Below are 24,485 nucleotides of genomic sequence, written 5' to 3' on the forward strand. Positions count from 1 at the left end.
AGAGTAACCATATCAACAGCTTAATCTAAACTCTATCACCTGCACAATAAATGGCTATTCATTCATTTTGGCACGAATAGTCACTTTGCGTGATTCTAATTTAAAGTAGCGCGGGTTGCCCTCAGTGTACAGCCACCTGAATGGTTAGAATTGCAGGTGGTGATCCCGTTCACACTCTTAATTTTCGGGATTGACTGCCCGCTCATTTATACTATTTTCCAGCGGATAAAACCTTTGTTGCTGCTCGGCCATCGTGACCAATAATGGGCAAGGTTCAAAGCGCTCACCATACTGTTGCGCGAGCAAATTCAGTGTTTTTACCATTGTTTCTGCGCCTAGGTTGTCCATATAGCGGAAAGGCCCGCCTAAAAACGGTGGGAAACCAATCCCAAACACCGCACCAATATCCCCATCGCGCGGGTTACGGATAATAGATTCATCCAGACAACGTGCGGCTTCATTCAGCATCATCATGACGCAACGCTGTGCTATCACGGCAGATTCGAGATGGGCCTTCGGTGTGACACCGAGTAAGGTATAAACGCTGGTGTCCACTTGCTTACCGGAACTTTTCTTCCACTTGAAACCGCTACTTTTAGCTGGATAAAGATAGAAACCGCGGCCATTTTTACGCCCTTTCCGCCCATCTTTCAAAATGACATCAAATGAAGGCGGCGCAGCAAAACGTGCCCCTAATTTCTCTACCAGAATGGGCATTATCTTGGTGCCCACATCAATCCCAACTTCATCCAACAAGGTTATCGGGCCTACCGGAAAGCCGAAATCGACCAGAGCCTTATCAATTAAATCGATAGGTTCACCATCTAATATACAGCGAGCTGCTTCATTAATGTATGGAGCCAAAATACGGTTTACATAGAACCCGGCACAATCTGCCACCACAATCGCTGTTTTTCCCTGTTTACGTGCTAAAGCAACAGTGGTTGCAATGGTTGCTTCGCTAGTCTTTGCATGCGGAATAACTTCCACCAATGGCATTTTATCCACCGGGCTAAAGTAATGCAGACCGATAACCTGCTCTGGCCGCTGTGCCTGTGCCGCGATATCACTTATCGGCAGTGACGAAGTGTTGGAAGCGAAAATGGTATGAGGTGCAGCGAAATGCTCAATATCTGCCACCATCTGCTGCTTCAACGACAAATCTTCAAATACCGCCTCAACCACAATATCCACATTACCAAAGCCACAATAATCAGTGCTGCCGGAAATCAGCATCATCTGGCGTTGCCGCTCTGTCGGGCGCATCCGCTTGCTACGCACCCGCTCGCCCAAGGTATCCCAGGTATATTTCAGCGCCTGGTTAATACCTGTTGGATTGATATCTTTAATCCGAACCGGTAAACCCGCACGTGTTGCAGTCACATTGGCTATACCTCCGCCCATCAGCCCCCCACCTAATACCCCGACTCGATGGATAGCCCGAGGCTGTTCTTTGCCACCAGTCTCTTTTTTCAGCGAGGTGGTCGCAAAAAACAAGCTGCGTAATGCTGCTGACTCAGGAGACATTGCCAGCTCACCAAAGGCTTTTGCTTCGGCTTCATAACCCGCAGGGCCGCCGTGGTCTAACCCCTTACGCACCACATCAATAATACGCTCGGCTGCTGGATAATGACCTTTTGTCTTTTCCCGTGTTTTCTTACGAACAATATTAAATAACAATGATTTACCTAATGGGCCGCTAAGCAAACGCTCCTGCCACGGCAAGACGGGCTTATCAAGCCAACCGGCTTTAGCCCGCTGGATAGCCACATCAAGCAAAATATCGTGCGGCACCACGTCGTCCACCAGCCCCATTTTAAGTGCCTGACGGCCGCGAACCTGCCGGCCAGTCAAGATCATATCCAGTGCCTTACTCACCCCCACCAGACGCGGCAAACGCTGGGTGCCACCGGACCCCGGCAACAGCCCAAGCTGTACCTCAGGCAAACCGAGCACGGTTTTATCATCCTGCGAGCAAATGCGGCTATGACACGCCAGCGCCAGTTCCAGACCACCGCCGAGGCAAGCCCCGTGGATAGCAGCGACTACCGGCACTGGAAATGCCGCAATTTGTGCCAGAATGGATTGCCCTTTCTGAGCCAGAACACGCGCATCTTGTGCGGTGCGACAAGCAGCAATCATGCTGATATCTGCACCGGCGATAAAAGAGTCCGGTTTGCCAGAAATAATGACTAAACCCTGTAATTGACTCAAAGCCTGCGCTTGTTGCAGTATTTCAGCAATTTGCTCTGCAAATTCAGCCTTTAAGGTATTAACTTTATCACCGACAACATCAATGGTGATGATACCAATATTATCGGGCCGAACATCGAGGGTGAAAACCGAGTGGGCCGGAACGGCAGAGCCAACTATGGCTATTTCATCCCCGCGATTAAGAATATTTTCCTGGCTCATTACTCCACCTCCAAAATCATTGCGGCACCCAAACCACCCGCAGCACAGGCGGTTGTTAATCCTAACCCACCACCGCGGCGACGCAATTCATACAATGTTTGAGTGATCATGCGCGCACCGGTCGCGGCGAAAGGATGACCATAAGCAATTGATCCACCCAATACGTTGAATTTACTCATATCAACTTCACCAATTGCCTGACTGCGGCCCAGCTTTTCGCGTGCGAAGCTATCACTGGCGAACATTTTCAAGTTCGCTAATGTTTGTGCCGCAAATGCTTCGTGCATATCAATGAGGGTTAAATCTGCCAGTGTTATTCCGGCGCGATCAAGTGCTAAGGGGGTTGCGTAGGAGGGGCCTAACAGCATGTCTTGCCAGACATCAATGGCCGAAAACGCAAAACTGCGCAGATAGCCTAATGGCTGTAAACCCAGCGCCTTAGCCTTTGACTCACTCATCATCATGACTGCCGCCGCCCCGTCGGTCAGTGGCGTGCTGTTCGCCGCCGTGACACTGCCGTGCTTACGATCAAATGCCGGACGTAATTTGGCATATTGCGCCATGGTGGAATCTTTGCGGATATTATTATCTTCAGTGATAGCATCACGATAAGGCGGAATATAAGCTGTCATCACCTCATCTTGTAATAATCCCTGCTGCCAGGCCTGTGCCGCCATTTGGTGAGAGCGCAGCGCTAAAGCGTCCTGATCCTCGCGGCTAATACCATAGGTTTTTGCCATCTGTTCAGCGGTATCGCCCATCCGCAGGCCGGTTGAATATTCTGCAACAGCTGGAGCCACCGGGAGCAAATCGCGCAATTTTAACCGGCTAAACAATTTCAATCGTTGAGATAAAGTTCGTGCTTTATTGACATCAACCAAGGTCCGCGCCAGTGCTTTGCTGACACCTATAGGCAAAACAGAGGAAGAATCCGCGCCACCGGCGATCGCCACAGTCACTGAGCCAGCCATGATACTTTCCGCCACATTGGCCACCGCCTGAAAGCTAGTCGCACAGGCACGGGAGACACTGTAAGCATCGGTATGTACACTCATGCCCGTTCCCAGCACGATTTCCCGCGCGATGTTTGGTGCTTCCGGCATTTGGACGACTTGACCAAACACCAGTTGATCAATGAATTCAGGAGCAACACCGCTTCTGGCCAAAAGTTCACTGACCACAATTTTGCCTAAATCTACAGCTGGCACGCCGTGATAAGCAGTTGCCTGCTTGGCAAAAGGAGTTCGCAGGCCACTGACTATAGCAATGCGATCGCCCTGGCGTGTCACTAGCGGTAATGGCTTACTCATACATGCTCCTGATAAGTCAAAGTGGCTTTTATTAAAGCATAACAAAATAACAGGTCTGACCTGATCCAATTATTGTTAACCAAACATTTACATTTGGTAAACCTATAGAGCAGGAAAGTGAGAGCAGGAGCAACTTTTCGCCATAAAAAGAAAGGAAAGAGAGGAACTGGCGGGTGGATAAGACATATAAAGCTGATATTTCTGATGCAATAAATTCAGCGCGAGCTGTAGGAAGGTATCAATACAAACGCGAAGCAAAAAGCTCCGCGTTTTAGGGGTATTCAACTTATCTGAATCAACTTACAACAAAGTGCAAATTAACGCAGACCTAACTGGAAGATCATGGTTTCTGCCTGGCAGGAGAAAGTGAAATCAATGGCTAAGCGCACACCATCTTCAGTTTCTTCCAGCTTATGTTCGATCAGGCAAGGTTCAGATTCAACGGCACGCGCTTTTTCAGTCAGCGTTTTCAGCATGGCTTCAGCATCAGCACGGTTGTCGAATACACAGCTATAGGACGCGGTACAATCAGTATTGTCCATGATAGTGCCTACATCTATACAGCAGCAAGCTGCGGTTTCTTCCGCACTACAACGATTGATTGCATCTGACATCTTCAATTCTCCTCAACGGATATTTCAAAATAAACGCACATCAGCTATCAATTAACGCAGATAAGGCAGAGTGCAAAAAAAAATATTTTCTCTACTGTCATTTTACTCCCCTAGGTCACAAGGCACTAGGACTTACTGTTTATAGGCCTATTAAGTGACGGATATCACACTAAATTTGTTCGCACTCTCATCGATAATGTATTAATTGCTACCGAATTGTAATTTTTTTGTTAACTACGTCTATTTTTTGCAATCAAAATTGACCAAATCCTAAAACATACTTGCAACACGCACACAGGTCGGACCTATACTTCAGCCACTGGTCTGCTTTGTCTGACCGATGACGGACCCTACAATCCCGCATTCTCTTGTTACGGTAAGTAACATAGTTTAAATAAAATAATGAGGTTTTGGTCATGAACCAGAAAAACCTGTTTACCCGATCAGCTCTGGCAGCTGCAGTAGCACTGGTTTCTTCGAACGTTTCTGCGGCTGGCTTTCAGCTAAATGAATATTCAGCAGCTGCATTGGGCCGCTCTTTCTCTGGTGAAGGCGCTGTTGCTGACAATGCTTCTGTTGGTAGCCGCAACCCCGCCGCAATGACATTGTTCGACCGTCCTTCTTTCTCTGGTGGCTTCGTGTATGTCGATCCGAATGTTGATATCAGTGGGACATCACCAAGTGGCCAAAGTACCAGCGCCAAAAATATCGCGCCATCCGCGTGGATCCCCAATATCCACTTTATTATGCCGCTGAATGAACAGTGGGCGATTGGTGCTTCCGGCACCTCTAATTACGGTTTAGCCACTGAATTTAATGATGATTATGTTGTCGGTTCTCTGGGTGGCAAAACTGATCTGAAAACTGCGAACCTCAATCTGAGCGGTGCTTACCGCCTGAATGAAAACTTCAGCTTTGGTCTGGGCTTCAATGCGGTTTATGCCGATGCGAAGATTGTGCGCCATGCAGGTGAAGCTGGTCCACAGTTACCTATTCCACAAACGCCGGGCACCGAAGTTACCCGTATGGAAGGAACCAAATGGGGCTATGGCTGGAATGCGGGCGTTCTGTATGAAGTGGATAAAGAAAACCGTTACAGTTTCACCTACCGTTCAAAAGTGAAGATCGACTTTGATGGCGACTTCAGTAACCAATTGCCTCCTCTACTTGGTGGATTAGCAGGCCAAACAATCCCTGGCGCCCTGACCCTGAACCTGCCGGAAGTGTGGGAAGTGTCCGGCTACAATAAAGTCGCGCCACAATGGGCTATCCACTATAGCTTGGCCTACACCAGTTGGAGCCAGTTCAAAGAGCTGAAAGCAACCGGAACCAACGGCCAAACCCTGTTTGAGAAGCAAGAAGGCTTCCACGATGCTTACCGTATCGCGCTGGGTACCACCTATTATTACGATGATAACTGGACTTTCCGTACCGGTATTGCCTTTGATGATAGCCCGGTTCCAGCAGATAACCGCACTATCTCGATTCCAGACCAAGATCGTTTCTGGATAAGTGCTGGTACCACCTACGCCTTCAACAAAGATGCATCTGTTGATGTTGGTATTTCCTATATGCACGGTCAAAACGTGCACATCACGGAAAAAACACCAACAGGATTGGGCGGACAAACTTATGAGTTCGACTCTAAAGGTACTGCACTGCTGTATGGCGTGAACTTCAACTACGCTTTCTAATCGGCATTATTTAATCAATAATTGCCCACAAAAAAAGCGCCTTACGGCGCTTTTTTATTTTCAGGCTAACATCTCTATCAGTTAGCTGAATCGATACTTTCCAAATCGCCCTGAATAGCTTGAGCATTGGAATTAACTTCCGGTTTTAATTGCCCGCCATTCGCCAAGAAATCATAGCGCTGGAAGTAGGCTTCACGCACCATTAGATATGGGTCGGAGGAATTACGCAGCAAACCATCGGAATCCAATAGCTGCGCACGGGTTTCTACCCCTTCAAGCACCCATTTACCCGCCGACATCCAGAAGGTCAGATAACTCAGCACTGGATAGACGTAATCAACCGCATCGCCCCCATCTTCACGAATGGTGAAACTACCATAGGCCGGTAATACCACATAGGGGCCATAACCAACATTATAATGCCCTAAGGTGCTACCAAAACGGTGCGGAACTTCTTTCGCCAGTTTCGGGTTCGCCATACCGGCGACGTCAATTAACCCGCCCATCCCCAAAAGAGTATTTAGGAAGAAGCGGTTAAAGTGCTTCATGGCATTGTACGGATCACCGACCAGGAAGCTATTGACCATACTGGCCGGCTCTTCAAGGTTCCCCAAGAAATTACTCATCCCATTACGGGCGGGTTGTGGCACGTAATCACGCCAAACCACAGCTACCGGCCGCACGATATAAGGGTCAAGAACCTCATAGTTAAAATTGAACATTGCCCGGTTAAAACCTTCCAACGGATCTGAGCGGCCCTGCTCCAAATTATCCGGCGAACGACTGGCACACCCCACTAAAAGCACGGTAGCAAAAGCCAGCCCAATCAGGCGGTAGTTCATATATTTCTCCATGAAATTCTTACCAACCCCTTATATTTAAGGGATTTGTCTATTTATTTGAACATTAATAGTCTGGGGTTGCCCCTTCGCGACGAAATCCTGCACACCGCTTTCACCAAACCAGTCACCTGGCTGCGAATTCACAGTGCCGTCCAGTGAAATACGGACACGCACTTTCACCTGTTGCAACGAAGATAACAACCGCTCCGGCATCATTGCATTGCTATCATCGAGTGTTACTGATAGCGGAAAGCGGCTCAAAGGCAGCTGTTTTACCGCAACCGGGACTGGGTTTGAGCCATCCGTTACCGAGATAATCAGCGCGCCCTGCTGGGGTAATTTCTGCGCCGCCTCTGGTGACAGTGAGACCGCTATTTCCAGTGTAGCTGTTTCCTGCCCGGCCTGTGATTTAGCTTGCGCAATACTGCGTTTTATCACTTCTGTACGAGAATCACCAGCAGGCAGCAATTTTAGCATAACTTCCCACGCGCCAATGGCTTGTTTAAAATCGCCCTGCTCAAAAGCATTAAAAGCTAATAAACTCATGGCGCGTAAATTAGTGTGATCCTGCCCAACCATAGTGCGCAGCATCTTGGTTGCCAGTTGATTATCCTGCGGATCATTGGAACGGGTCAGCACTTCAGCATAGCCGAACCTGACATCATCATTATCGGGCGCAAGTTGATAAGCTTTAGCGAAAGCTTGCGTGGCGGTCGTGGCGTTATTCAGTGCCATGCCCACTCTGCCAAGCATCATCCAATCATTGACGTTACGGGTATCTTGTTGCAGCGAGGTGCGTAATCCCAGCCCCAATCGTGCGATTTCCTCCATCGTCAGAGGCTCAGCCCGCTCATTGGCCACTCTGGCCCGTAATTCAGGCATTTGCGCTTCAACCTGATGCCACGCTTGTACTTGCGGCAAGCCACCTGTTTTCAGATATAGCCCGACCGAAACCACCACCAAAATCACCACGCCCGGCAGTAAAACCCAGCGATTGATGGGGCTGGCATTTTCAGTAGATTCTTGTGGAATATCTGTCAGCAGATTTTGCTGTAATTCCTGAATCAATTCAGGCTGCTGATCCACCACTCCTTGGGCTTCATCCTCAGCCAGCTCAGATAACCGGTCTTGGTAAATCGCCTTGTTCAGCTCATCTCGGGTGGTCACCGCTGAATTCGTCTCTGATCGCAGCGCCGGAATGACCAACAAGGCACCCGCGACCGCCAGCAAAATAATCACTATCAGCCAAAAAGCCATTATGGTTTTTTCCTGTTCGTCTTTTTGTGTTGAGCCGAGATCTGTTTTTTAACAGTAGCCTTTTGTTCAGCCAGCAAAGTCTGTAACCGCTGCTGCTCCTGCGGCGAAAGCGCGGCTTCTTTCTCCACCCGCCGCCGGGCGCGCAGCACTACAATGATTGCGCCTATCAGGACAAACATTGCCGGGCCAATCCACAAAATCAAGGTTGCAGGGGTTACAGGTGGCTCATAGGTAACAAAGTTTCCATATCGAACCACCATATAGTCAATGATTTGCGGTTTGGAATTGCCCTGCTGCATCAGTTCATACACCTTGCCGCGCATATCAGCGGCAATGGTGGCATTGGAATCAGCAATGCTATTGTTTTGGCATTTAGGGCAGCGCAATTGCTCAGTTAACTCGCGATACTGCTGTTCCTGCTCCACCGAGCTAAAAGTGTAAGTATCAATGGCCGCCAAAGCATTGGTCGCCAAAATACCCCAGCTCAATATCAGGCCCAGCACCAGACTGAATAATCTCATGCGCCCCCCTGATACTTTTTATACAATGGCAAAATTTCCTGCTGCCAGACGCGATCATTGAGATCACCGGCATGGCGATAACGAATGATGCCCTGACCGTCGATCAAGAAAGTTTCTGGGGCGCCATAAACCCCTAAATCCAGCCCCAGCATGCCATCGCCATCATACAAACTCAGCGCATAAGGATTACCCAGCGCATTGAGCCATTGGACGGCTTTGGCCCGGTCATCTTTATAGTTCAAACCCACCACCCGGATACCCTGCGCGGCCAGTTTATTCAGATATTCATGCTCGGCACGGCAAGTCGGGCACCAGGTCGCCCACACATTGAGTAGCATCGGCTTACCATCATGCAATATCGACTGATCAAAAGTTTTCCCCGGTTGCTCAAGGGACTCCAGTTTAAAAGTCGGCACCGGTTTGCCAATCAGCGCCGACTCCAACATGGTGGGGTCATCGCCATTGGCATTTCGAGTCAGTTGCACCAAAAAAGCGACCACCAGCAGTAAAAACAGCACCAGCGGGATGAACATGAGCTTATTAAACGAAAATTGAGATTTCATTATTTAGCCTCCGTTGCAGCGCCGCGTTTTAACTTTTTACTCATCCGATAACGGGGATCAAACATACAGAAAATACCGCCGATGGCCATAAACACCCCGCCATACCAAATCCAGCGCACAAATGGCTTGTAATACAAGCGCACCGCCCATGAACCGTCATCCAGTTCTTCACCTAAAGCGGCATACAAGTCGCGCGTTAGGCCGCCGTCAATGGCCGCTTCCGTCATCATTGAGCGGGCCACACTGTAATAGCGTTTTTCTGCATGCAAGGTGGCTTCGGGCTTGCCGTTTCGGGTGACATCAATAATGCCGACGCCGCCGGTATAGTTTGCTCCTTTAATGTCGTGAACATCGCGGAATACAAAGTGATAATCGTGAATATCGATGCTATCACCGGCTTTCATGCGCACATCGCGCTCAACACTGTAATTCTGACTGAAGGCAATCCCAATCACAGTCACCGCCACCCCAAGGTGCCCCAGCACCATCCCCCAATGGCTGCGAGAAAGGTGGCTCAGGCCACGCCAGAAACCATGACGATGAGTGGCGCGCTCATGCAACTCCATCACGGTGAGGATAATCACCCAGATAGCCATCATCAGCCCGACCACGGTCATACCGGCGATAGTGTCTTGCAGCAACCACGGCACCAATATTGACAGCAGCAAAGTGACCACCAGCGCCACACCCAAGCGCTTATAAAGCTTACTCGGCTCATCGCGACGCCAGCGAACCAATGGGCCAATCCCCATTAATAGCGCCATCGGTGCCATCAGCCAGGTAAACATGGTATTAAAGAAAGGCTCGCCAATGGAGATACTGCCCAACCCAAGCTGTTTATGGACTAATGGCAGCAAAGTGCCGAGCAATACCACCAACATCGCCGCAATAAGCAGCACGTTATTGCCTAACAGGAAAGTCTCGCGCGAGAAGACTTCATGCTGAGTTCGGCTGCGCACTTGCGCGCCTTTAACCGCATACAGTAGCAAGGAGCCGCCGATGACAATCACCAAATACGCTAAAATAAACATGCCGCGCGCCGGGTCAGAAGCAAAAGAATGCACCGAAACCAACACGCCGGAGCGCACCAAGAATGTCCCCATCAAGCACAAGGAAAACGCGGTAATCGCCAACAAAACTGTCCAGGCTTTGAATGTTCCGCGCTTTTCGGTGACGGCCAATGAATGAATCAGCGCCGTGCCAGCCAACCATGGCATAAAGGAAGCATTTTCTACCGGATCCCAGAACCACCAACCGCCCCAGCCAAGCTCATAATAAGCCCAAGCTGAACCCAGCACGATCCCCATGGTCAGGAATACCCATGCGGCCTGAGTCCACGGACGTGACCAGCGAGCCCAAGCGCTATCCAGCCGCCCCGCCATTAAAGAAGCAATAGCAAAAGCAAATGCCACCGAGAAACCGACATAGCCCATATAGAGCAATGGTGGATGGAAAATCAGCCCGACATCTTGCAACAACGGGTTTAAATCATTGCCATCAATCGGGAAGTCCGGCAAGGTGCGGTTAAAGGGGTTCGAAGTCAGAATAATAAACAGCAAGAAGCCGCCCGTAATCATCCCCAACACTGACAATACGCGGGCAACTGCATCATCCGGCATGGAGCGGCTAAACAGCGCCACCGCCAGTGACCAACAACTGAGCAGCAAGACCCACAGCAGCAGAGACCCTTCGTGCGCCCCCCAAGTTGCCGCAATGCGGTAATAGACCGGCAGATGTGAATTCGAGTTCGCCGCCACATAAGAGACGGTGAAATCATTCACCACAAATGCATATACCAAGCATATAAATGAAAGCGCAATGGTGGCAAACATACCGTAGGTCAATGGCCTACCGGTTGCCATCATGCGTGCATCTTGACGCGCCGCCCCCCATTGCGGATACAAACTCAGCAATAGCGAGAGAGCCAGCGCCAGACATAATAAGAAACCGCCAATTTCAGGAATCATGAAGCATTGCCCTCACCCACGGCGCTGTTATAGGCCTCCGCTGGGCGGGTATGATTTTCTTTCATCGCCTCTTTCACTTCCGGTGGGGTATATTTTTCATCATGTTTTGCTAAGACTTCTTTGGCATTGATGGTGTTGTTTTCAGCAAAGACCCCTTGCGCCACCACCCCCTGCCCCTCACGGAACAGATCGGGCAGAATGCCGGTATAAGTGACGGTGACAACACCGCGAGCATCATAAACTTTGAAACTCATTTCCAACGTTTTTTCGTCGCGCTTCACCGACCCCGGCATCACCATACCGCCAATGCGCAAGCGCTGACCGATTTCCGGCTTCTCATGGCGCTCGCCCTTGCCCTGCAAAATTTCACCGGGGGTATAAAACAAATCAATATTGGCCCGCAGCGCATACAGCACCAGAGTGGTGGTCAAACCGATGCCAATCAGCACCACAATCGCCAGATAGAGTCGACTTTTCCTACGTGGGTTCACTGTGTTTTCTCCTGCGAATGGGCCACATTTTTGGCTTGCTGAGTCGGGGCCTGATTTGCCTGACGAATACGTTGCTCTCTCGCCTCACGGCGCTGAATATCCGCTAATAACTGTTTGTGTTGCCATAGGGTATGTGCCCACAAGCTCAACAGTGACAGTAAAGTGGCGGCTACCGCCAGCCAGACATAAAAGGCGTAGCCGCCCATGGCAAAAAATGCCGCCCAAGAATGAAAGGCCGGATTCATACGCGAGGCTCCTTACGCAAGAGAGCGGCAACCCAAGGGCGATGCCGCTCTTGTTGCAAAATCAGATTGCGCAAACGCATTAATGTCACAGTGATAAAGAAGAATAAATAGCCAAAAATGGCCCAGCGCAGTGGTGATCGCATACTCGGATCAATGCTTTGCTGCATGTTGGTGGAACCCTGATGCAAGGTGTTCCACCACACGACAGAGAAATGAATGATGGGAATATTGACCACGCCGACCAACACCAAAATACCGGCAGCTCGCCCCGCCAATTTGCGGTCTTCGAAGGCGTTATACAGGGCGATCACCCCCAGATAAAGGAACAATAGCACTAACTCAGAAGTCAGCCGCGCGTCCCAGATCCACCAAGTTCCCCACATCGGTTTACCCCAAGCCGAACCGGTGACCAAAGCAATAAAGGTGAACACCGCGCCCACCGGGGCCATAGCCGCGACCAGGTTATCGGACATTTTTATTTGCCAGATCAAACCAACAAACGCCGCGATAGCCATCGACATATAAATGCCCATCGACCAAATTGCTGCCGGAACATGCAAGTACATGATACGGAAGCTATTACCTTGTTGGTAATCCGATGGAGCAAAACCAAGCCCCCACACCCAGCCCACAATCAAGCAGACAGCAGCCCCAATCGCCAGCCATGGAATAAATCGGCCACACAGCTGATAGAGCCGCTCGGGTTTAGCGAATTGATGAAACCATTTCCACATTTTTCATTGCTCACATTAAAATTGGACGGGCATCACCGTCTTGGCAATACCGGTGCAGGGTACGGCGCACAATCTGCTCTGACTGGCGTGGGCTACCGCGCTTAAGCTTCTGAAAATCGGTACTCTTTTCTTTTTACAAATTTTTTCTGACAAACAACCTGCTTGCAGCCAGCCCTAAACAGCTAGTGCACACTTACTCTCAATGCAGCGGCGGTAGCAAAAGGCGTCAGTGTCGCACTCCCTGCCAACATGGCTCCCAAAATCGCCAGATAGCCGTCGATGGGGAGTGACATAGACGCGGCATCAATGGCCGCCGTGGCAAATATCAACACCGGGATATACAGCGGCAACACCAATAAACTCAGCAGAACCCCACCTTTGCGTAATCCCACCGTCAGCGCGACGCCAATAGCGCCGATAAAACTTAAGGTCGGCGTCCCCAAAAGCAACGTTAGCGCCATCGCAATGGCGGTATTACTGTCGAGGGAAAGCAACAACGCGACCAGCGGTGATAAAATCAGTAAAGGTAGTCCGGTAACCACCCAGTGAGCACACACTTTGCCTAGCACCGTGAGTGCCAGCGGGCTAGGTAATAACAGCAACTGCTCAAGAGAGCCATCGTAGAAATCATCACGGAAGAGCCGCTCCAGTGATAATAATGATGCTAATAATGCTGCGACCCAGACAATACCGGGGGCAATGCGCGCCAATAATTGTGGTTCGGGGCCAATACCCAGTGGAAACAAGGTGATAACAATCAGAAAAAACCAGAGTGGATTAACAATTTCTGCACCTTTTCTGAAGGCAATTTTCAATTCACGGCGCAACACGCTAATAAACATTAATTCACCTGCGTGTTGGTTAAACGGATTTTACGCACCTGCTGCCCAACACCATCCAAATCCTGATGGGTGGTAAGCAGCACCATGCCCCCTTTGGCGGCATGCTCCACAAACAGAGGCAACAACGTGCTAACGCCCTGCTTATCAATCGCGGTCAATGGTTCATCCAAAATCCATAATGGCGCTTGACTCAACCACAAACGGGCCAAAGCCACCCGTCGCTGCTGGCCGGCAGACAACTGCGATACCGGTAAATCTTCATATCCCACCAGCCCGACTTGAGACAAGGCCTGCCAGATTGCAGCACTATCAACCTGTTGAAAAACCGACTGATAAAATGCCAGATTTTCAAAAGGAGTCAGGACAGACTTGATTCCCGGCTGATGGCCTAAAAATAATAAATCCTGATGATAGCGGGCGCGATCGCGGCGGATGTTTTCTCCCCGCCAATGCACCTGTCCTTCGTCGGCATCAGCCAACCCCGCCAGAATGCGCAATAAGCTGGTTTTACCCGCCCCATTTTGCCCCTCTACCTGCACAATCTCTCCCGCAGCCACACAAAAACTGAGCTGTTGGAATAAGCGTCTTTCATCTCGGATGCAGGTCAGGTTTTTAGCTTCCAGCATGAAGGATTGTCTTCCACCGTAGGATTGTGAGTTCAGGAAAACCGAATGATAACATAAGGCTTAATCCTTACGTAGCGTAGGTCTAACCCTACCCCTACCCTTATAGAGGTATTATTCGGCATTAAGATCAAGTTTCTGTAGAAAAAACCTACAACATTAAAACCGGGTAACTTTTTATTTCAGTGCTCATCATCAAAAGAATCGCGACCCCCCATTTGCAACTATGCTTATTGCTCAGCTCGTTATTTTCTTCACTAACCGGGAATCCCCTATGAGTAATGAAAAACAACCTCAGGATAAGGGTGATTTGAAAGCGGAAAGTGATGAGCAGCATGAAGTACAGGAAATTGAAGTGAATGAAAAAAACCTCCCCTCCAAAGCCGCGGCTATTCATGAAATCATCCGCGTCGACGGTGAAAAAGAGTTAGAGCGCGACAGTTTTGCACTGCTCTGGTCGGCGGTCGCTGCCGGGCTTTCAATGGGAGCATCCTTGATTGCCAAAGGTATTTTTCACGCAAAATTGCCGGATACCCCGGCCAGCTTTCTGCTGGAGAATATCGGCTATACCTTTGGTTTTATTATTGTCATTATGGCCCGTCAACAACTCTTTACTGAAAATACCGTCACGCCGGTGCTGCCAATAATGCAAAAACCCAGCCGTCAAAACTTCATCCTGCTATTTCGGCTCTGGGGTCTGGTTTTATTGGGCAATCTGATTGGTACAGGGATAGCGGCTTATTCCTTTATTCATATGCCGATATTTGACGATACCACGCGCAGGGCATTTGTCAGTATTGCTCAAGGGGTAATGGAGAGTTCTCCGGGAGAGATGTTCGCTAAAGGAATATTTTCTGGTTGGATCATTGCCACTCTGGTGTGGATGATGCCCTCCGCAGGGGCCGCCAAAATATGGGTGATTTTCCTGATGACCTATTTAGTCGCTTTATGTGACCTAACCCACATTGTGGTCGGCTCGGTGGAGATCTTCTATTTGGTATTTAACGGCTCAATACCCTGGCAGAAATTTATTTACCCTTTCGCCCTCCCGACACTGGCGGGTAATATTATCGGTGGCACCTTTATTTTTGCCCTGATCAGTCATGCGCAGATCCGCAGTGATATGACCCATCGACCTAAAAAAAGTGACAAAGTGGACAAAAGCACATCATCTTCCCGTAAGTAACAGCACCGATTCAGACTCTCTGAGCTATTGGTTTTAGGTTATCAATACCATTTATTCACTATAAATTGGCGATAGAGTAACCAAACGGACAGCTAACTGCTTATTATCTGGGTCAAAATGCGTATAATGCTCCGGCAGTACACTTCATCGGCAGCCACCCTGCCGCTGATCGGGTCCCCGTAGTTAAACGGATATAACAAGCCCCTCCTAAGGGCTAGTTACTGGTTCGATTCCAGTCGGGGACACCATTAGCACCTCTCAGCACATCCCACTAAGTCCATAAAACCCTGTTAAAACAACGATAAATAGACATTTAGCGTCTAAAGATATCCCATAATGTTTAGTGGAATCTAAGCACATATGTGTATAGGATTGCGTATTGTGTCACTCTGGCCAGCGCTTCGGACGTGTTATCAATGCTGACTTTCTTGGCCTGTTTAGATAGCAGCTTTTCTTTTCCAGCAATCCGATACTTCAACCGCCAGTAACGTGAACTATTTGTGTTTACTAATAAAAATAATCCGCCACCGTCGGAGAGCTTGTAAGGTTTCTCTTTTCGTTTTGCGGTATCCACTTGCCGGGCGTTTAGTTTCATGTGGGGGTATCTCATTCCATTGAACCTAGACTTACCCCCATTTATACCCCCAACTATCTATAGAACTCAGTAGATGCGGATAAACGTAGGGATACCAGGAAGTTCCAGAGATACTGATTATATAAGGGATTTATGGACTTAGATCCCTACAGGATTCGAATATATCAAGTATTGATATGTTTTATATGGATAAAATCGTGTTCGATAAAATTTGTACCAACATTTATACCAACAGATAAATTTGTTAAGAAAATACAGCCTATTATCGCTGGGCTAGCATGCCCGGATAATGCTTGGCAATGATATCATTCATTCTCTCAGTCAGCTCAGGTCGCCTGAATGTCAGATGAGCGGTTCCTTTCTGAAAGTAACGAATGCTGAAAAATGCATCTTCGTAAACTTCCTTTGTCGGGTTATCACTAATATGCTCCATCAATCGGGTAGTAACATCGCCACGGTTGTCGGGAATAGGTTTACTATCCAGCAGATAAAGCATTCGTTCCAAATCCGCTAATTGGTCTCGCCGGTAACCGTGGTTCAAGGTAAAGCCCCATTGGTTGCAACTGACTAGGTTGCTAATGATAAGCTTTTTACCAAATCGGCATGGGCTGTTGGTTTTGTAGTGCCAGGATAATCCTTTGAATAAATTGATGACCCCGCGTTCAAATACCTCGTCTTTCTGCTGGTGAAGTTGCTCAAAGGTACTGAGTATGTTGGCTTCGCTGATGGCAGGAATATTATCTCCCTCAAGGTTTCTGTACCACTGGTCACGGGCTTGGGCATCCATGAGGGAGAGCATGCCCGACTTTTTCATTAAATCCCTCCAGATACTGCGATCGAGATTGCAGGTAATCACTTTCATGGCTGTTTCTGCCTTCTCCATGAACCAGCAGCCAGTACGGAAGTCTTGCCGCATGGCCCAGTCCTTTGCAATTCCGCCGCCGATGCTGCTGGTGATGGCTGAAATATCCTCAAGCTGGTGGATAAGCGCGTCAATCTGCACCAGCGCGGTGTTACGCACGGTGATGATACGTTCAATGCTGGTGGAGCAAATCATATCGGTGTGGCCGGTTAGAACCTGCGGCTCGTCGATAACTGCGCTGAGTGAAGTAGACATCGTAGGAACTCCATAAAGCAAAACGCCAACTCTTGTTGTTGGCGTCGAGGAAGAGGGATATTTTAGGTGCCAGTGTCTGCCGTTTAAGGCAGTTCCTAATACACCGCGATGTAGACATAACCGTGACTGCCCAGCGTGTCGGCGTCACAGACAAATCCCCCGTGCCGAACCGTAATGCCTTGCTGACGGCGTGGATCCAGCGCCCCGGACAGCATCTGCGACTCCAGTTTGGTTATCAGCGCTGGGAATGCCACATCAAGAGCCTGAGCGGCTTGAGGGGAAAAGGTGCCGACAATATTGGCTCTGTCACTCAGAAAGTGCAGGTGTGTTCCCTCCTGTACCAGCCTGGCTCCCAAACGTGGTGTAATGTCACGTTTCAGACCCCATGTTGGGGAAGTAGTCATGTGGTTATTCATGTTAACGGTCTCTATGGAATAGGATTGAGGGACTCGGTTGGGTACAGCAACGTTGGCGGAAAATGCGCACGCCACTGACCCGCAGCCTGGCGAGCCCGCACGATATCGCCCTTGCTCAACATCGGGTCTTGCGCCAGTGCGCTGAACCCGTTACGACCAATTCGCACTAATGCATATTTCTCAACCAGTGTGTTGATGGTGTCGCCGACTGAAATCCCTTGTTCAATCTGCTGTGCAATCGCCTGTTCATCGTGATAGGGCGTATCGTTGAGGCTCAGGCCGTAGTGGTGCTCCAGCAGGAAAGCGAGCAGTTGTTGATAAATAACAGGCACGGGTAATGCGCCCGGTGTGATGGGACATGGTTTCATGGGGATGTTCTCAATGTGGATAATTTGGGATTAAGTCAGGAAGATGCTAAGGGTTACCAAATCGTTTGGTTGAATGGAACATCACCTTATATCAATCGATTAATGCAAAAATGGCATGACTTTCTGGATGATGCAGCGCGTAAGCACGCAACCGATAGAAGTGTTCGGTCATAAGCTCATTTTCAGTACGGCAGGCATGGTGACTGTAAGTCATCAGGCAGGCGGTAATACCCGCACCTTCACGACTGACGGTGGCCCCGTTGCCATTGAGTTCGTTAAACAACGCGTAGTCTTGCTCCGTACCCGGCACCATAAATGCGCCGCCGTCGCTGAGCGTATAGTAGTCCCAGAAGTCGCCGCGATAGTCGTCACACAATCGCTCCAGCCAACCAAACACCTGTGGTTCAATCAAAATCCATTGCGGTATCTCACCAAAATGGTCTGGCCAGAAGTGAATGCGCTGAGAGTCGGTAACCGGCGTGGCGGTTAGTGTATCCATCTGAGTTGTCGTTGGGATATTCATGAGTAATGTCCTTCTTTAATAAAGATAAATAGCAAAACAGCCCTCCGGGAATACCGGGGAGCCTGTTTATTTAATGGGTTAAGAATTTGATTCAATATTTAAAGTCGTGAGTGAAGATAGGACGCGGGGAGAGGCAGGACCTCTTAGATTAAAAACCCGTTATCGTCGGGATAACGGGCGGTGGTTTTCCTGAATATTGGCATAACGCCTGTCCCTGACTGCTGTTTTGAATACATTTTGCTGACAGGTAACCCTATCAATTTTATCGATGGGTAAAGAGAAAAGATAATGGGTTGTGCAGATCAATAACACGAAACCGATCGTTGAAATCGATCGTCACTGGAGGTGTGAAGCAGCATCAGAGCACGGCCTGCTTAAGCTGTTCAGCCATGACCCACAGTGCACGATTGAGTTTGATGTCACCGTCGATACCACTGATAGCACGGGTCCGGGCACGTTTTCCTCCAGTGCCCTTACCCGATAGCCCGCCTTTGGTCAGATTCTCCTGCACACGCTGAAATGTTGTCCAGAGGTCATCTTTCTTATCTTCCCAGCGACGAGGCATCAGGATTTGGGACTCCGTGACCGGATGGTGCTCCTCGCCGTAACGGTAGGTCAATGCAGCATGGGCCAATGCATGTTGGTGCTCCGCTGACAGCGTCAATGACTGCATGCTTTCACGACTTTCTTCTATCTGGTCAAATATCCCCAGTACTTCGTAGGCCCCTTCAATCACCTTTTCCACCACATCCCCTTTATGCGGTACACGAATTTCGCCAAAACTCTGACCACAAACCAGGCCGTTACTACAAATTTCACGAAACATACCCGGCAGCATTTGATAACTACTGGAGCCATCATGGCTGTTGAGCAAAACAATCTCCTGCACTTCGCTCTGCGTGATTTGCCCTGTTCGGCGTAACCGCACCATATGCTTGGTATGCTCACGTTTACCCAGGTCTCGTACCCGGGTCTGGCAGGCAAAGAACGGCACAAACCCTTCTTCGCGCAATTTATCTAATAACGTAATAGTCGGAATATACGTGTATCGGGCGCTGCGGGAGGCATGCTTGTCTTCGCCAAATACACTGGGGACATAGTAGGCCAGTTCATCATGGGTCAGGGGGCGGTCGCGGCGAACAGAGTTCACCCGGCCAAAGCGGGACGCTAAACGGGTCATGATTCATTCCTTAACAAAAAGTGGGCATAAAAAAGGCCACCCCGAGGTGGCCCTGATTGAATGACAAAATTGTTTACGGTATCGCGGGAGGTAAAACCTGTTGGGCAATGTGCTCCTTATCAGGCAAAGCTGCGGGCTCTTCAGCCCGGCTTCTTTCATCCCGATAAAGCTGCAGTTTCACCAGAAGCGGTGTCTTACGCGACTGCAGGTAGCTCAAACACCATTCCCGCTTCACCACCATTCTCACCGGTGCGGGTAAAAGCTCATAGGCTTTGGTGAAGACAGATTCAACAAAAATATCGTCGTTTAATTTATCTTCAGCGATATTCAACAGCCCATTGATAACGATATTTTCAAGCAACGGTTTATATTTTGATAAGCGAGAAACTGACGGTTCAACAGAGCTGTCCAGTTCAGGCTCTTCAACTGTTTCAATTGGTATATCGACAGGAGACGTCTTTCGGGCAAAGCTTAATTTATCTTTCAGCCTGCCGAGTTTCCCTTTGGTATTTTCAGGCATATGACTATTATCCTCCAGGCTAGCAGGTCGGGTGTTCAGGTAAGCGTGGCAAGTTTTTTGACAATCCGGATTAGGTGTAACGTCGTGAGCGCTGCCCCCATACTTTTGATTGTTATAGAGTCGCTGCGCATTAAAGTGACCCCTGTAACGATCAACACAACAGGCCAGGTAACATCCGGCATTTCAGGTTTGCATGTGTCTTTCGGCATAAAGAGTTCCTTTCTATATACTGCTCTGCGGATTGAGGCATTGTTTCCAGGAGATCCCCTTTAACAGTTCAGATAAGCCATGACTGGAAAAACTCCCGTATTCATGACCCATTTGTAATACAACGATTTTATTGCTGGGTGGAAGGTGGCTGAGTGATTCAAAGAATGTCTGGTCCGGGCTAAATTCATCTGCTCCGACCTTCAGGCTCAGATGTGACATAGGACCTGAAGACGTCCAGTGACCTTCTGTTCCGTATCGGACTGCAAAATCACCATTTTCACCACAGGCCAGTTCAAGCTGTGTACCCGATTCATTTTCTGTCGTGAATATTATTGAGCTTTCATTGCGGGCCATTTTCCAGACACTACTTTGTGTCGATGTGGTGGAAGGCTGGTTATTAGTGGGATCCTCAATGTCCACGGCATCAAAACTATCGCCACCTTTAAAACGAATTAAAGTCGTACCACGATAGGTCAGCTTGACAGGCCATTGCACTCGCCAGCCAGTACCTGCTTCCGCATAATCAATTTCATAAGATCTGATACCCTCGCGATCCATGCCTTTCCCTGTAACTACTTCAATCACTGAGCCACACTGAGGGGGAGATTGCTTATATTTGTTGATGATTGCGCAGCCATTGGCTTTCAGGTCGGCAACGACTTTGCTCACAATTGCCGGATCAGTTTCCTTTGGTGCCGGTTCGGGAAGAGCTTGTGGTTTTGGCGGATGTACTGGAACGAAATTAACAGAATCATCCCGCACAGTGGGATCGTCGTTCTGCAGAGTTAGATAGACAGGGCAATCATTGTCACCCACACGGCAAGACTTGGCTATTGCACTGCGCAACGGCCACCCGTTGAAGCCAATGTATTCGGCACCCACTTCATCCTTGCACCAGGTTCTTTCCATTGTGATATGACGGCTAGCGTGTGGGACCGTGACAGTGGACATCAGGCAAGTCACTGCTTTTACAGGTTGATCGTCGTCACGTACCGTCGATTTCTGGATACTCTCAGGGACAAACGATGCAATTCCGACCGAGTCATATCCTTCTTTCTGCAAATTACTCATGTTCAGGGCATCCTGCATATTACCAGGACGAACCTTGCCAATAGCGCTGACCATCTTATTATTTAAACGCTTTAAATTGTCACCGCCTTTATCATTGAGAAAAAAGGTATAGCGTTCAGGATGAATTTCCCCATAGATATCCAGCGCTGAAGATACGGCGGGAATAAGCAACGTTACGCTGCTGAGTGATAACATAATGAATCTACGCATGAGATTTCCTTTCAATTAATTAATGGCTGGTGCAATCCTGCCAGGTGATGCCCTGCAGAGCCTCTTTCAGGCCCTGAGCACTGAAGGGGGCTGATTCCCCACTCTGACGCGAGGAGAAAGTGATATTGTCTTTTGCGCTGCTGTGTTTGAGTGCGGAGAAGGCTGAACTGTTTAGGCTGTACGCCTTCTTGCCTATTAGCAATTGGACATCATTAAGGCCTTCGCTATTGACACGGTAATGTCCTTTCGTATCTTCATAAGTCACTGCCAATTGACTATCACTGCAACGCAGCGTCAGGGTTTCTCCTGCTTTATTATTCGTGTTCAACGCAAACTCCATGACATCGATATTGCCGTACCATTTCCCCCACTGCTGCTCCCCGACGACGGCTTGTGTTGTTGCGCTAAAGAGCGTCATTCCTGCAAGTAGCAGTCCTGCACGTATAGTTTGAGTCATTGAGTCTCCTTAAACCCCGTTTAATGGGGGCATGTTGTCGATAGGCTCGATGGCCTAATGTAATGAAAATCAGAGTATTCTTTTGATATATACAGAGAATGCTTCTGTGCAATCGTATTCATTTTTCGTGTGATGGGATAATCGTTAGTGCAGATCAATAAGCTGAAACCGATCGTTATAATCTATCGATATTGACGATCGATTTATTTTTATTGATTGTTAATATCTATTAATTGGAGTGTTTCGATCGGTGTGGCAGATCAATAATTTCAGAATGATGATGTGAAATATCTAAGAGGAATACTTTCAACTTAGTGATATAGGTCTGAAAATTAATGGAATAGGTTAAAAGAAGAAAATATATCCAGAGCAGAGAAGTGCATTGAAGAAACTGAATAAAAAAGAGGAGTAATAGATCCATTACTCCTCTCTTGCTTATCTATCAAAACCAGGAGATATAACCTTTAGGTTCAAGGTTAGCATCAATAAGCTCCTTTTCTGACGAAATAGAATCATCTCGCTCAGCAACTTTCGTTATAATTTCGTTGGCCTGTGTTATTTTCTCATCCTGCTCGCTAGTCTGTTTTTCTGGTTCAGAAGAAATTACCTCTTCAACATCTGATGTAATGATTTTTTCTTTTAAAATATTTTTTGTTTTATTCTTATTTTTCTTGACAGATTTTCGATGGGATAATGACTCCCATGCTTTTGTGAATCTTGCGAGAAAATTTGGGTCTTTATGGTACAAGAAAATATAGATGCAGTTTAGCGTCAGATATTTTTCAGTAGTATTAACAGGTCTGAAAAGACTCAGGAATGAGGGGGAATACATCGGCGCATCTCTCAGCGGCAAAGGGGATATAACGACTGACGCTACAATTTGTGACAGTGCCGTAGGGCGAAAATTAGATAATTCTAAAGCATCCTCATTGGCGTTAATATTATTTAAAGATTCATTGCTATTGACTTCATTTTTCTCCGCTTCTTCTGCCACACGCTTATCTATTCTTTTCTTCGTTCCTTCTACAACCTTTCTTTTATCTTTATTGATATAATCCCATGCCCAGTCGCATTTTTTCTTATCCTTTTCAGTCAAAGGAAGATTGTTCCTGAAATAGTATCGAGCGTGCCACTCATTCCGGATAAAAGACATTAAGTTTATTTTATTGATGAGAGGAATATCAATCCTGTCAAAAAAATCAACAATAGACTGCACTCGTTCCTGATGACTGACAGGATAAAGAGGAAGGTCAAAATAATTATAAGGGGTATTCGTGTTTATTACAGGTTCGTTAGGAATAATTGGATTTAGCAACGCTCTATTTCTCTTACTGAAACATCTCACGAATGTCCAGGTGAAATAGCAACTTTCCTGACACTTTTTGAACCAGCTAAATTCCCTTGAAGGTAAAAAACACTCTTTTTTCCTTTTCATTCTGAACATATAGGAATTTAAAATATCTGGATTGTACATCTCGAAAAATGCTTCATTTATTGCATGCGTAGTAACATTAATATCTCCACCATACATTTGATTAGCATTGTAATTCCTTACCAAAGAGATTGTCTGGAAATTTAAAGTTGCAGCGTCATCTTTATTTAACCATAAAAACAGTCTGATATCTCTTTCTGTTTTTAATTCTATTATGGCCTTTTCCTTCATTATTTACCCCCATTTAGGTGAGACCTGCTTTATTACCCAATCACCCTGCCATGACCACAGCACGCGAGTTAAGGTGTAGAGTAAATCATAGTGACCAGCGTAGCAATATTCGTAGGGTAAATCGTAGGGATAAAAACACCTATGCACACCATAATTGCTGACTTTTTACAGGAAAATACCTCTCAAGAAGTACTCACTGAATCAGCATCTGTAGTACATGAAATGTTGAAGCGGAAACCAACTTTTCGAAACGAACGATCCGGACATATGCACTCAAACCCACCGCCTGCCCGTTGCTTCATTTATTCCTCAGTTCAATATAAATGTAAAACTAAACATATTCAACCCATGACATGAAAGGATGCCGTCGGCGTCCTCCTGAATTACACTGGGACCTCTCATGAGCATGATTGATATTTATAACGACAAAATGGTCGACATGGCTTTTATCGTCAACTTCACTGGTATGACTGATAAATGGTTTTATAAACTTATCCAGGATGGTAAGTTCCCTGCACCTATTAAAATGGGGCGTAGTTCTCGCTGGCTGGAAAGTGAAGTAGTAAACTGGTTTAAAGAAAGAATTAACGAATCCCGTGTTGAATAAACTTACTCTTTATATCCTGCAGTAATAGTCACTAACTTTATACATACCTTTTAGTCTCTCAAGCCTTTCTCTTTCGGGATAAATACCTTATTTCAATTGAGGCTCTTATTTTATTGGTATTATCATTGTTCATAATTGACATCATAGTAGGATTATAATTACACATTACTATTGTTATCACTATTTATTTCATAGTAGTAATAGCGATTAACCCATTAGTTCAATCGTTACTTAACCGTTCAGT

25 protein-coding genes, 1 tRNA gene and 1 pseudogene are annotated in these 24,485 nt (G+C 47.7%); 4 read left to right on the forward strand and 23 right to left on the reverse strand.

Features of this window, described 5'->3' with window-relative positions; genetic code table 11:
• Nucleotides 1–177 precede the first annotated feature (177 nt).
• From fadJ to OP863_RS13735, 3 genes are all read right to left on the reverse strand, one after another.
• Nucleotides 178–2,415 (reverse strand): fatty acid oxidation complex subunit alpha FadJ, encoded by a 2,238-nt coding sequence (gene fadJ, locus OP863_RS13725; protein WP_265525410.1) that lies wholly within the window; start codon nt 2,413–2,415, stop codon nt 178–180.
• Complete coding sequence (gene fadI, locus OP863_RS13730; RefSeq protein ID WP_145587356.1) at nt 2,415–3,725, reverse strand: acetyl-CoA C-acyltransferase FadI; 1,311 nt, start codon at nt 3,723–3,725, stop codon at nt 2,415–2,417. Before fadI ends, fadJ begins: the two co-directional genes overlap by 1 nt.
• A gap of 317 nt (nt 3,726–4,042) precedes the next feature.
• Entirely contained in the window at nt 4,043–4,339 is a 297-nt protein-coding gene (locus OP863_RS13735) for a YfcZ/YiiS family protein (protein ID WP_072088984.1), read from the reverse strand.
• 416 nt (nt 4,340–4,755) lie between these two features.
• Here OP863_RS13735 and fadL point away from each other — a divergent pair, with 416 nt between their 5' ends.
• Entirely contained in the window at nt 4,756–6,033 is a 1,278-nt protein-coding gene (fadL, locus tag OP863_RS13740) for a long-chain fatty acid transporter FadL (RefSeq protein WP_186368319.1), read from the forward strand.
• 77 nt (nt 6,034–6,110) lie between these two features.
• Here fadL and mlaA read toward each other — a convergent pair whose 3' ends face one another.
• The 10 genes from mlaA to ccmA form a co-directional block, all read right to left on the reverse strand.
• Nucleotides 6,111–6,875 carry a phospholipid-binding lipoprotein MlaA gene (gene mlaA / locus OP863_RS13745; protein ID WP_072088986.1) on the reverse strand — a complete coding sequence of 255 codons (765 nt, stop codon included), beginning with the start codon at nt 6,873–6,875 and terminating at the stop codon, nt 6,111–6,113.
• A gap of 36 nt (nt 6,876–6,911) precedes the next feature.
• Nucleotides 6,912–8,132 (reverse strand): c-type cytochrome biogenesis protein CcmI, encoded by a 1,221-nt coding sequence (gene ccmI, locus OP863_RS13750; RefSeq protein ID WP_145587360.1) that lies wholly within the window; start codon nt 8,130–8,132, stop codon nt 6,912–6,914.
• Nucleotides 8,132–8,653 carry a cytochrome c-type biogenesis protein CcmH gene (locus tag OP863_RS13755; protein WP_145591616.1) on the reverse strand — a complete coding sequence of 174 codons (522 nt, stop codon included), beginning with the start codon at nt 8,651–8,653 and terminating at the stop codon, nt 8,132–8,134. The genes ccmI and OP863_RS13755 overlap by 1 nt, the downstream gene beginning before the upstream one ends.
• Nucleotides 8,650–9,216: a DsbE family thiol:disulfide interchange protein gene (locus tag OP863_RS13760; RefSeq protein WP_038631678.1), complete on the reverse strand. Its 567-nt coding sequence runs from the start codon at nt 9,214–9,216 to the stop codon at nt 8,650–8,652. The genes OP863_RS13755 and OP863_RS13760 overlap by 4 nt, the downstream gene beginning before the upstream one ends.
• Nucleotides 9,216–11,183, reverse strand: a complete 1,968-nt coding sequence (locus tag OP863_RS13765) for a heme lyase CcmF/NrfE family subunit (RefSeq protein WP_038631676.1) — start codon at nt 11,181–11,183, stop codon at nt 9,216–9,218. The genes OP863_RS13760 and OP863_RS13765 overlap by 1 nt, the downstream gene beginning before the upstream one ends.
• On the reverse strand, nt 11,180–11,674 hold the full coding sequence (gene ccmE / locus OP863_RS13770; RefSeq protein ID WP_145587362.1) for a cytochrome c maturation protein CcmE: 495 nt from the start codon (nt 11,672–11,674) through the stop codon (nt 11,180–11,182). Before ccmE ends, OP863_RS13765 begins: the two co-directional genes overlap by 4 nt.
• Nucleotides 11,671–11,919, reverse strand: a complete 249-nt coding sequence (ccmD, locus tag OP863_RS13775; protein WP_038631671.1) for a heme exporter protein CcmD — start codon at nt 11,917–11,919, stop codon at nt 11,671–11,673. Before ccmD ends, ccmE begins: the two co-directional genes overlap by 4 nt.
• A complete protein-coding gene (locus tag OP863_RS13780) occupies nt 11,916–12,653 on the reverse strand; it encodes a heme ABC transporter permease (protein WP_145591615.1) in 738 nt (245 codons plus the stop codon). The genes ccmD and OP863_RS13780 overlap by 4 nt, the downstream gene beginning before the upstream one ends.
• 182 nt (nt 12,654–12,835) lie before the next feature.
• Nucleotides 12,836–13,495 carry a heme exporter protein CcmB gene (gene ccmB / locus OP863_RS13785; protein WP_038631665.1) on the reverse strand — a complete coding sequence of 220 codons (660 nt, stop codon included), beginning with the start codon at nt 13,493–13,495 and terminating at the stop codon, nt 12,836–12,838.
• Nucleotides 13,495–14,121 carry a cytochrome c biogenesis heme-transporting ATPase CcmA gene (ccmA, locus tag OP863_RS13790; RefSeq protein WP_038631661.1) on the reverse strand — a complete coding sequence of 209 codons (627 nt, stop codon included), beginning with the start codon at nt 14,119–14,121 and terminating at the stop codon, nt 13,495–13,497. Before ccmA ends, ccmB begins: the two co-directional genes overlap by 1 nt.
• 271 nt (nt 14,122–14,392) lie before the next feature.
• On the opposite strand from ccmA, the gene OP863_RS13795 reads away from it, so the two are divergent.
• Both OP863_RS13795 and OP863_RS13800 read left to right on the forward strand, forming a co-directional pair.
• Nucleotides 14,393–15,304 (forward strand): formate/nitrite transporter family protein, encoded by a 912-nt coding sequence (locus tag OP863_RS13795; RefSeq protein WP_145587366.1) that lies wholly within the window; start codon nt 14,393–14,395, stop codon nt 15,302–15,304.
• Nucleotides 15,305–15,477: 173 nt separating this feature from the next.
• Nucleotides 15,478–15,552: transfer RNA gene (locus OP863_RS13800), tRNA-Arg, on the forward strand.
• A gap of 191 nt (nt 15,553–15,743) precedes the next feature.
• Here the strand turns inward: OP863_RS13800 and OP863_RS13805 are convergent.
• From OP863_RS13805 to OP863_RS13850, 10 genes and pseudogenes are all read right to left on the reverse strand, one after another.
• Nucleotides 15,744–15,899, reverse strand: a pseudogene (locus OP863_RS13805) (Arm DNA-binding domain-containing protein); the annotation flags it as partial.
• 262 nt (nt 15,900–16,161) lie between these two features.
• The gene (locus tag OP863_RS13810) at nt 16,162–17,016 is read right to left on the reverse strand and encodes a DUF4942 domain-containing protein (RefSeq protein ID WP_265525411.1); all 855 of its coding nucleotides are present in this window, start codon (nt 17,014–17,016) and stop codon (nt 16,162–16,164) included.
• A 95-nt stretch (nt 17,017–17,111) separates the two neighbouring features.
• Nucleotides 17,112–17,432, reverse strand: coding sequence for a type IV toxin-antitoxin system YeeU family antitoxin (locus OP863_RS13815; RefSeq protein WP_265525412.1), 321 nt, complete (start codon nt 17,430–17,432; stop codon nt 17,112–17,114).
• Nucleotides 17,433–17,443: 11 nt separating this feature from the next.
• Entirely contained in the window at nt 17,444–17,800 is a 357-nt protein-coding gene (locus OP863_RS13820; protein ID WP_265525413.1) for a TA system toxin CbtA family protein, read from the reverse strand.
• A 91-nt stretch (nt 17,801–17,891) separates the two neighbouring features.
• Complete coding sequence (locus tag OP863_RS13825) at nt 17,892–18,323, reverse strand: antirestriction protein (protein WP_265525414.1); 432 nt, start codon at nt 18,321–18,323, stop codon at nt 17,892–17,894.
• A 358-nt stretch (nt 18,324–18,681) separates the two neighbouring features.
• Nucleotides 18,682–19,503, reverse strand: coding sequence for a DUF932 domain-containing protein (locus OP863_RS13830; RefSeq protein ID WP_265525415.1), 822 nt, complete (start codon nt 19,501–19,503; stop codon nt 18,682–18,684).
• Between the two features lie 73 nt (nt 19,504–19,576).
• Entirely contained in the window at nt 19,577–20,023 is a 447-nt protein-coding gene (locus OP863_RS13835) for a hypothetical protein (protein ID WP_265525416.1), read from the reverse strand.
• 222 nt (nt 20,024–20,245) lie between these two features.
• Entirely contained in the window at nt 20,246–21,514 is a 1,269-nt protein-coding gene (locus OP863_RS13840) for a hypothetical protein (RefSeq protein ID WP_265525417.1), read from the reverse strand.
• Between the two features lie 19 nt (nt 21,515–21,533).
• Nucleotides 21,534–21,971, reverse strand: coding sequence for a hypothetical protein (locus tag OP863_RS13845; protein ID WP_265525418.1), 438 nt, complete (start codon nt 21,969–21,971; stop codon nt 21,534–21,536).
• Between the two features lie 442 nt (nt 21,972–22,413).
• A complete protein-coding gene (locus tag OP863_RS13850) occupies nt 22,414–23,634 on the reverse strand; it encodes a hypothetical protein (protein WP_263700433.1) in 1,221 nt (406 codons plus the stop codon).
• Nucleotides 23,635–24,034: 400 nt separating this feature from the next.
• Here OP863_RS13850 and OP863_RS13855 point away from each other — a divergent pair, with 400 nt between their 5' ends.
• The gene (locus OP863_RS13855; protein WP_019082618.1) at nt 24,035–24,241 is read left to right on the forward strand and encodes a helix-turn-helix transcriptional regulator; all 207 of its coding nucleotides are present in this window, start codon (nt 24,035–24,037) and stop codon (nt 24,239–24,241) included.
• The last annotated feature ends 244 nt before the right edge of the window (nt 24,242–24,485 follow it).

Origin of the sequence: Yersinia sp. SCPM-O-B-9106 (C-191) (genome assembly GCF_026183365.1) — a bacterium.
Taxonomy (GTDB): Bacteria; Pseudomonadota; Gammaproteobacteria; order Enterobacterales; family Enterobacteriaceae; genus Yersinia; species Yersinia rochesterensis.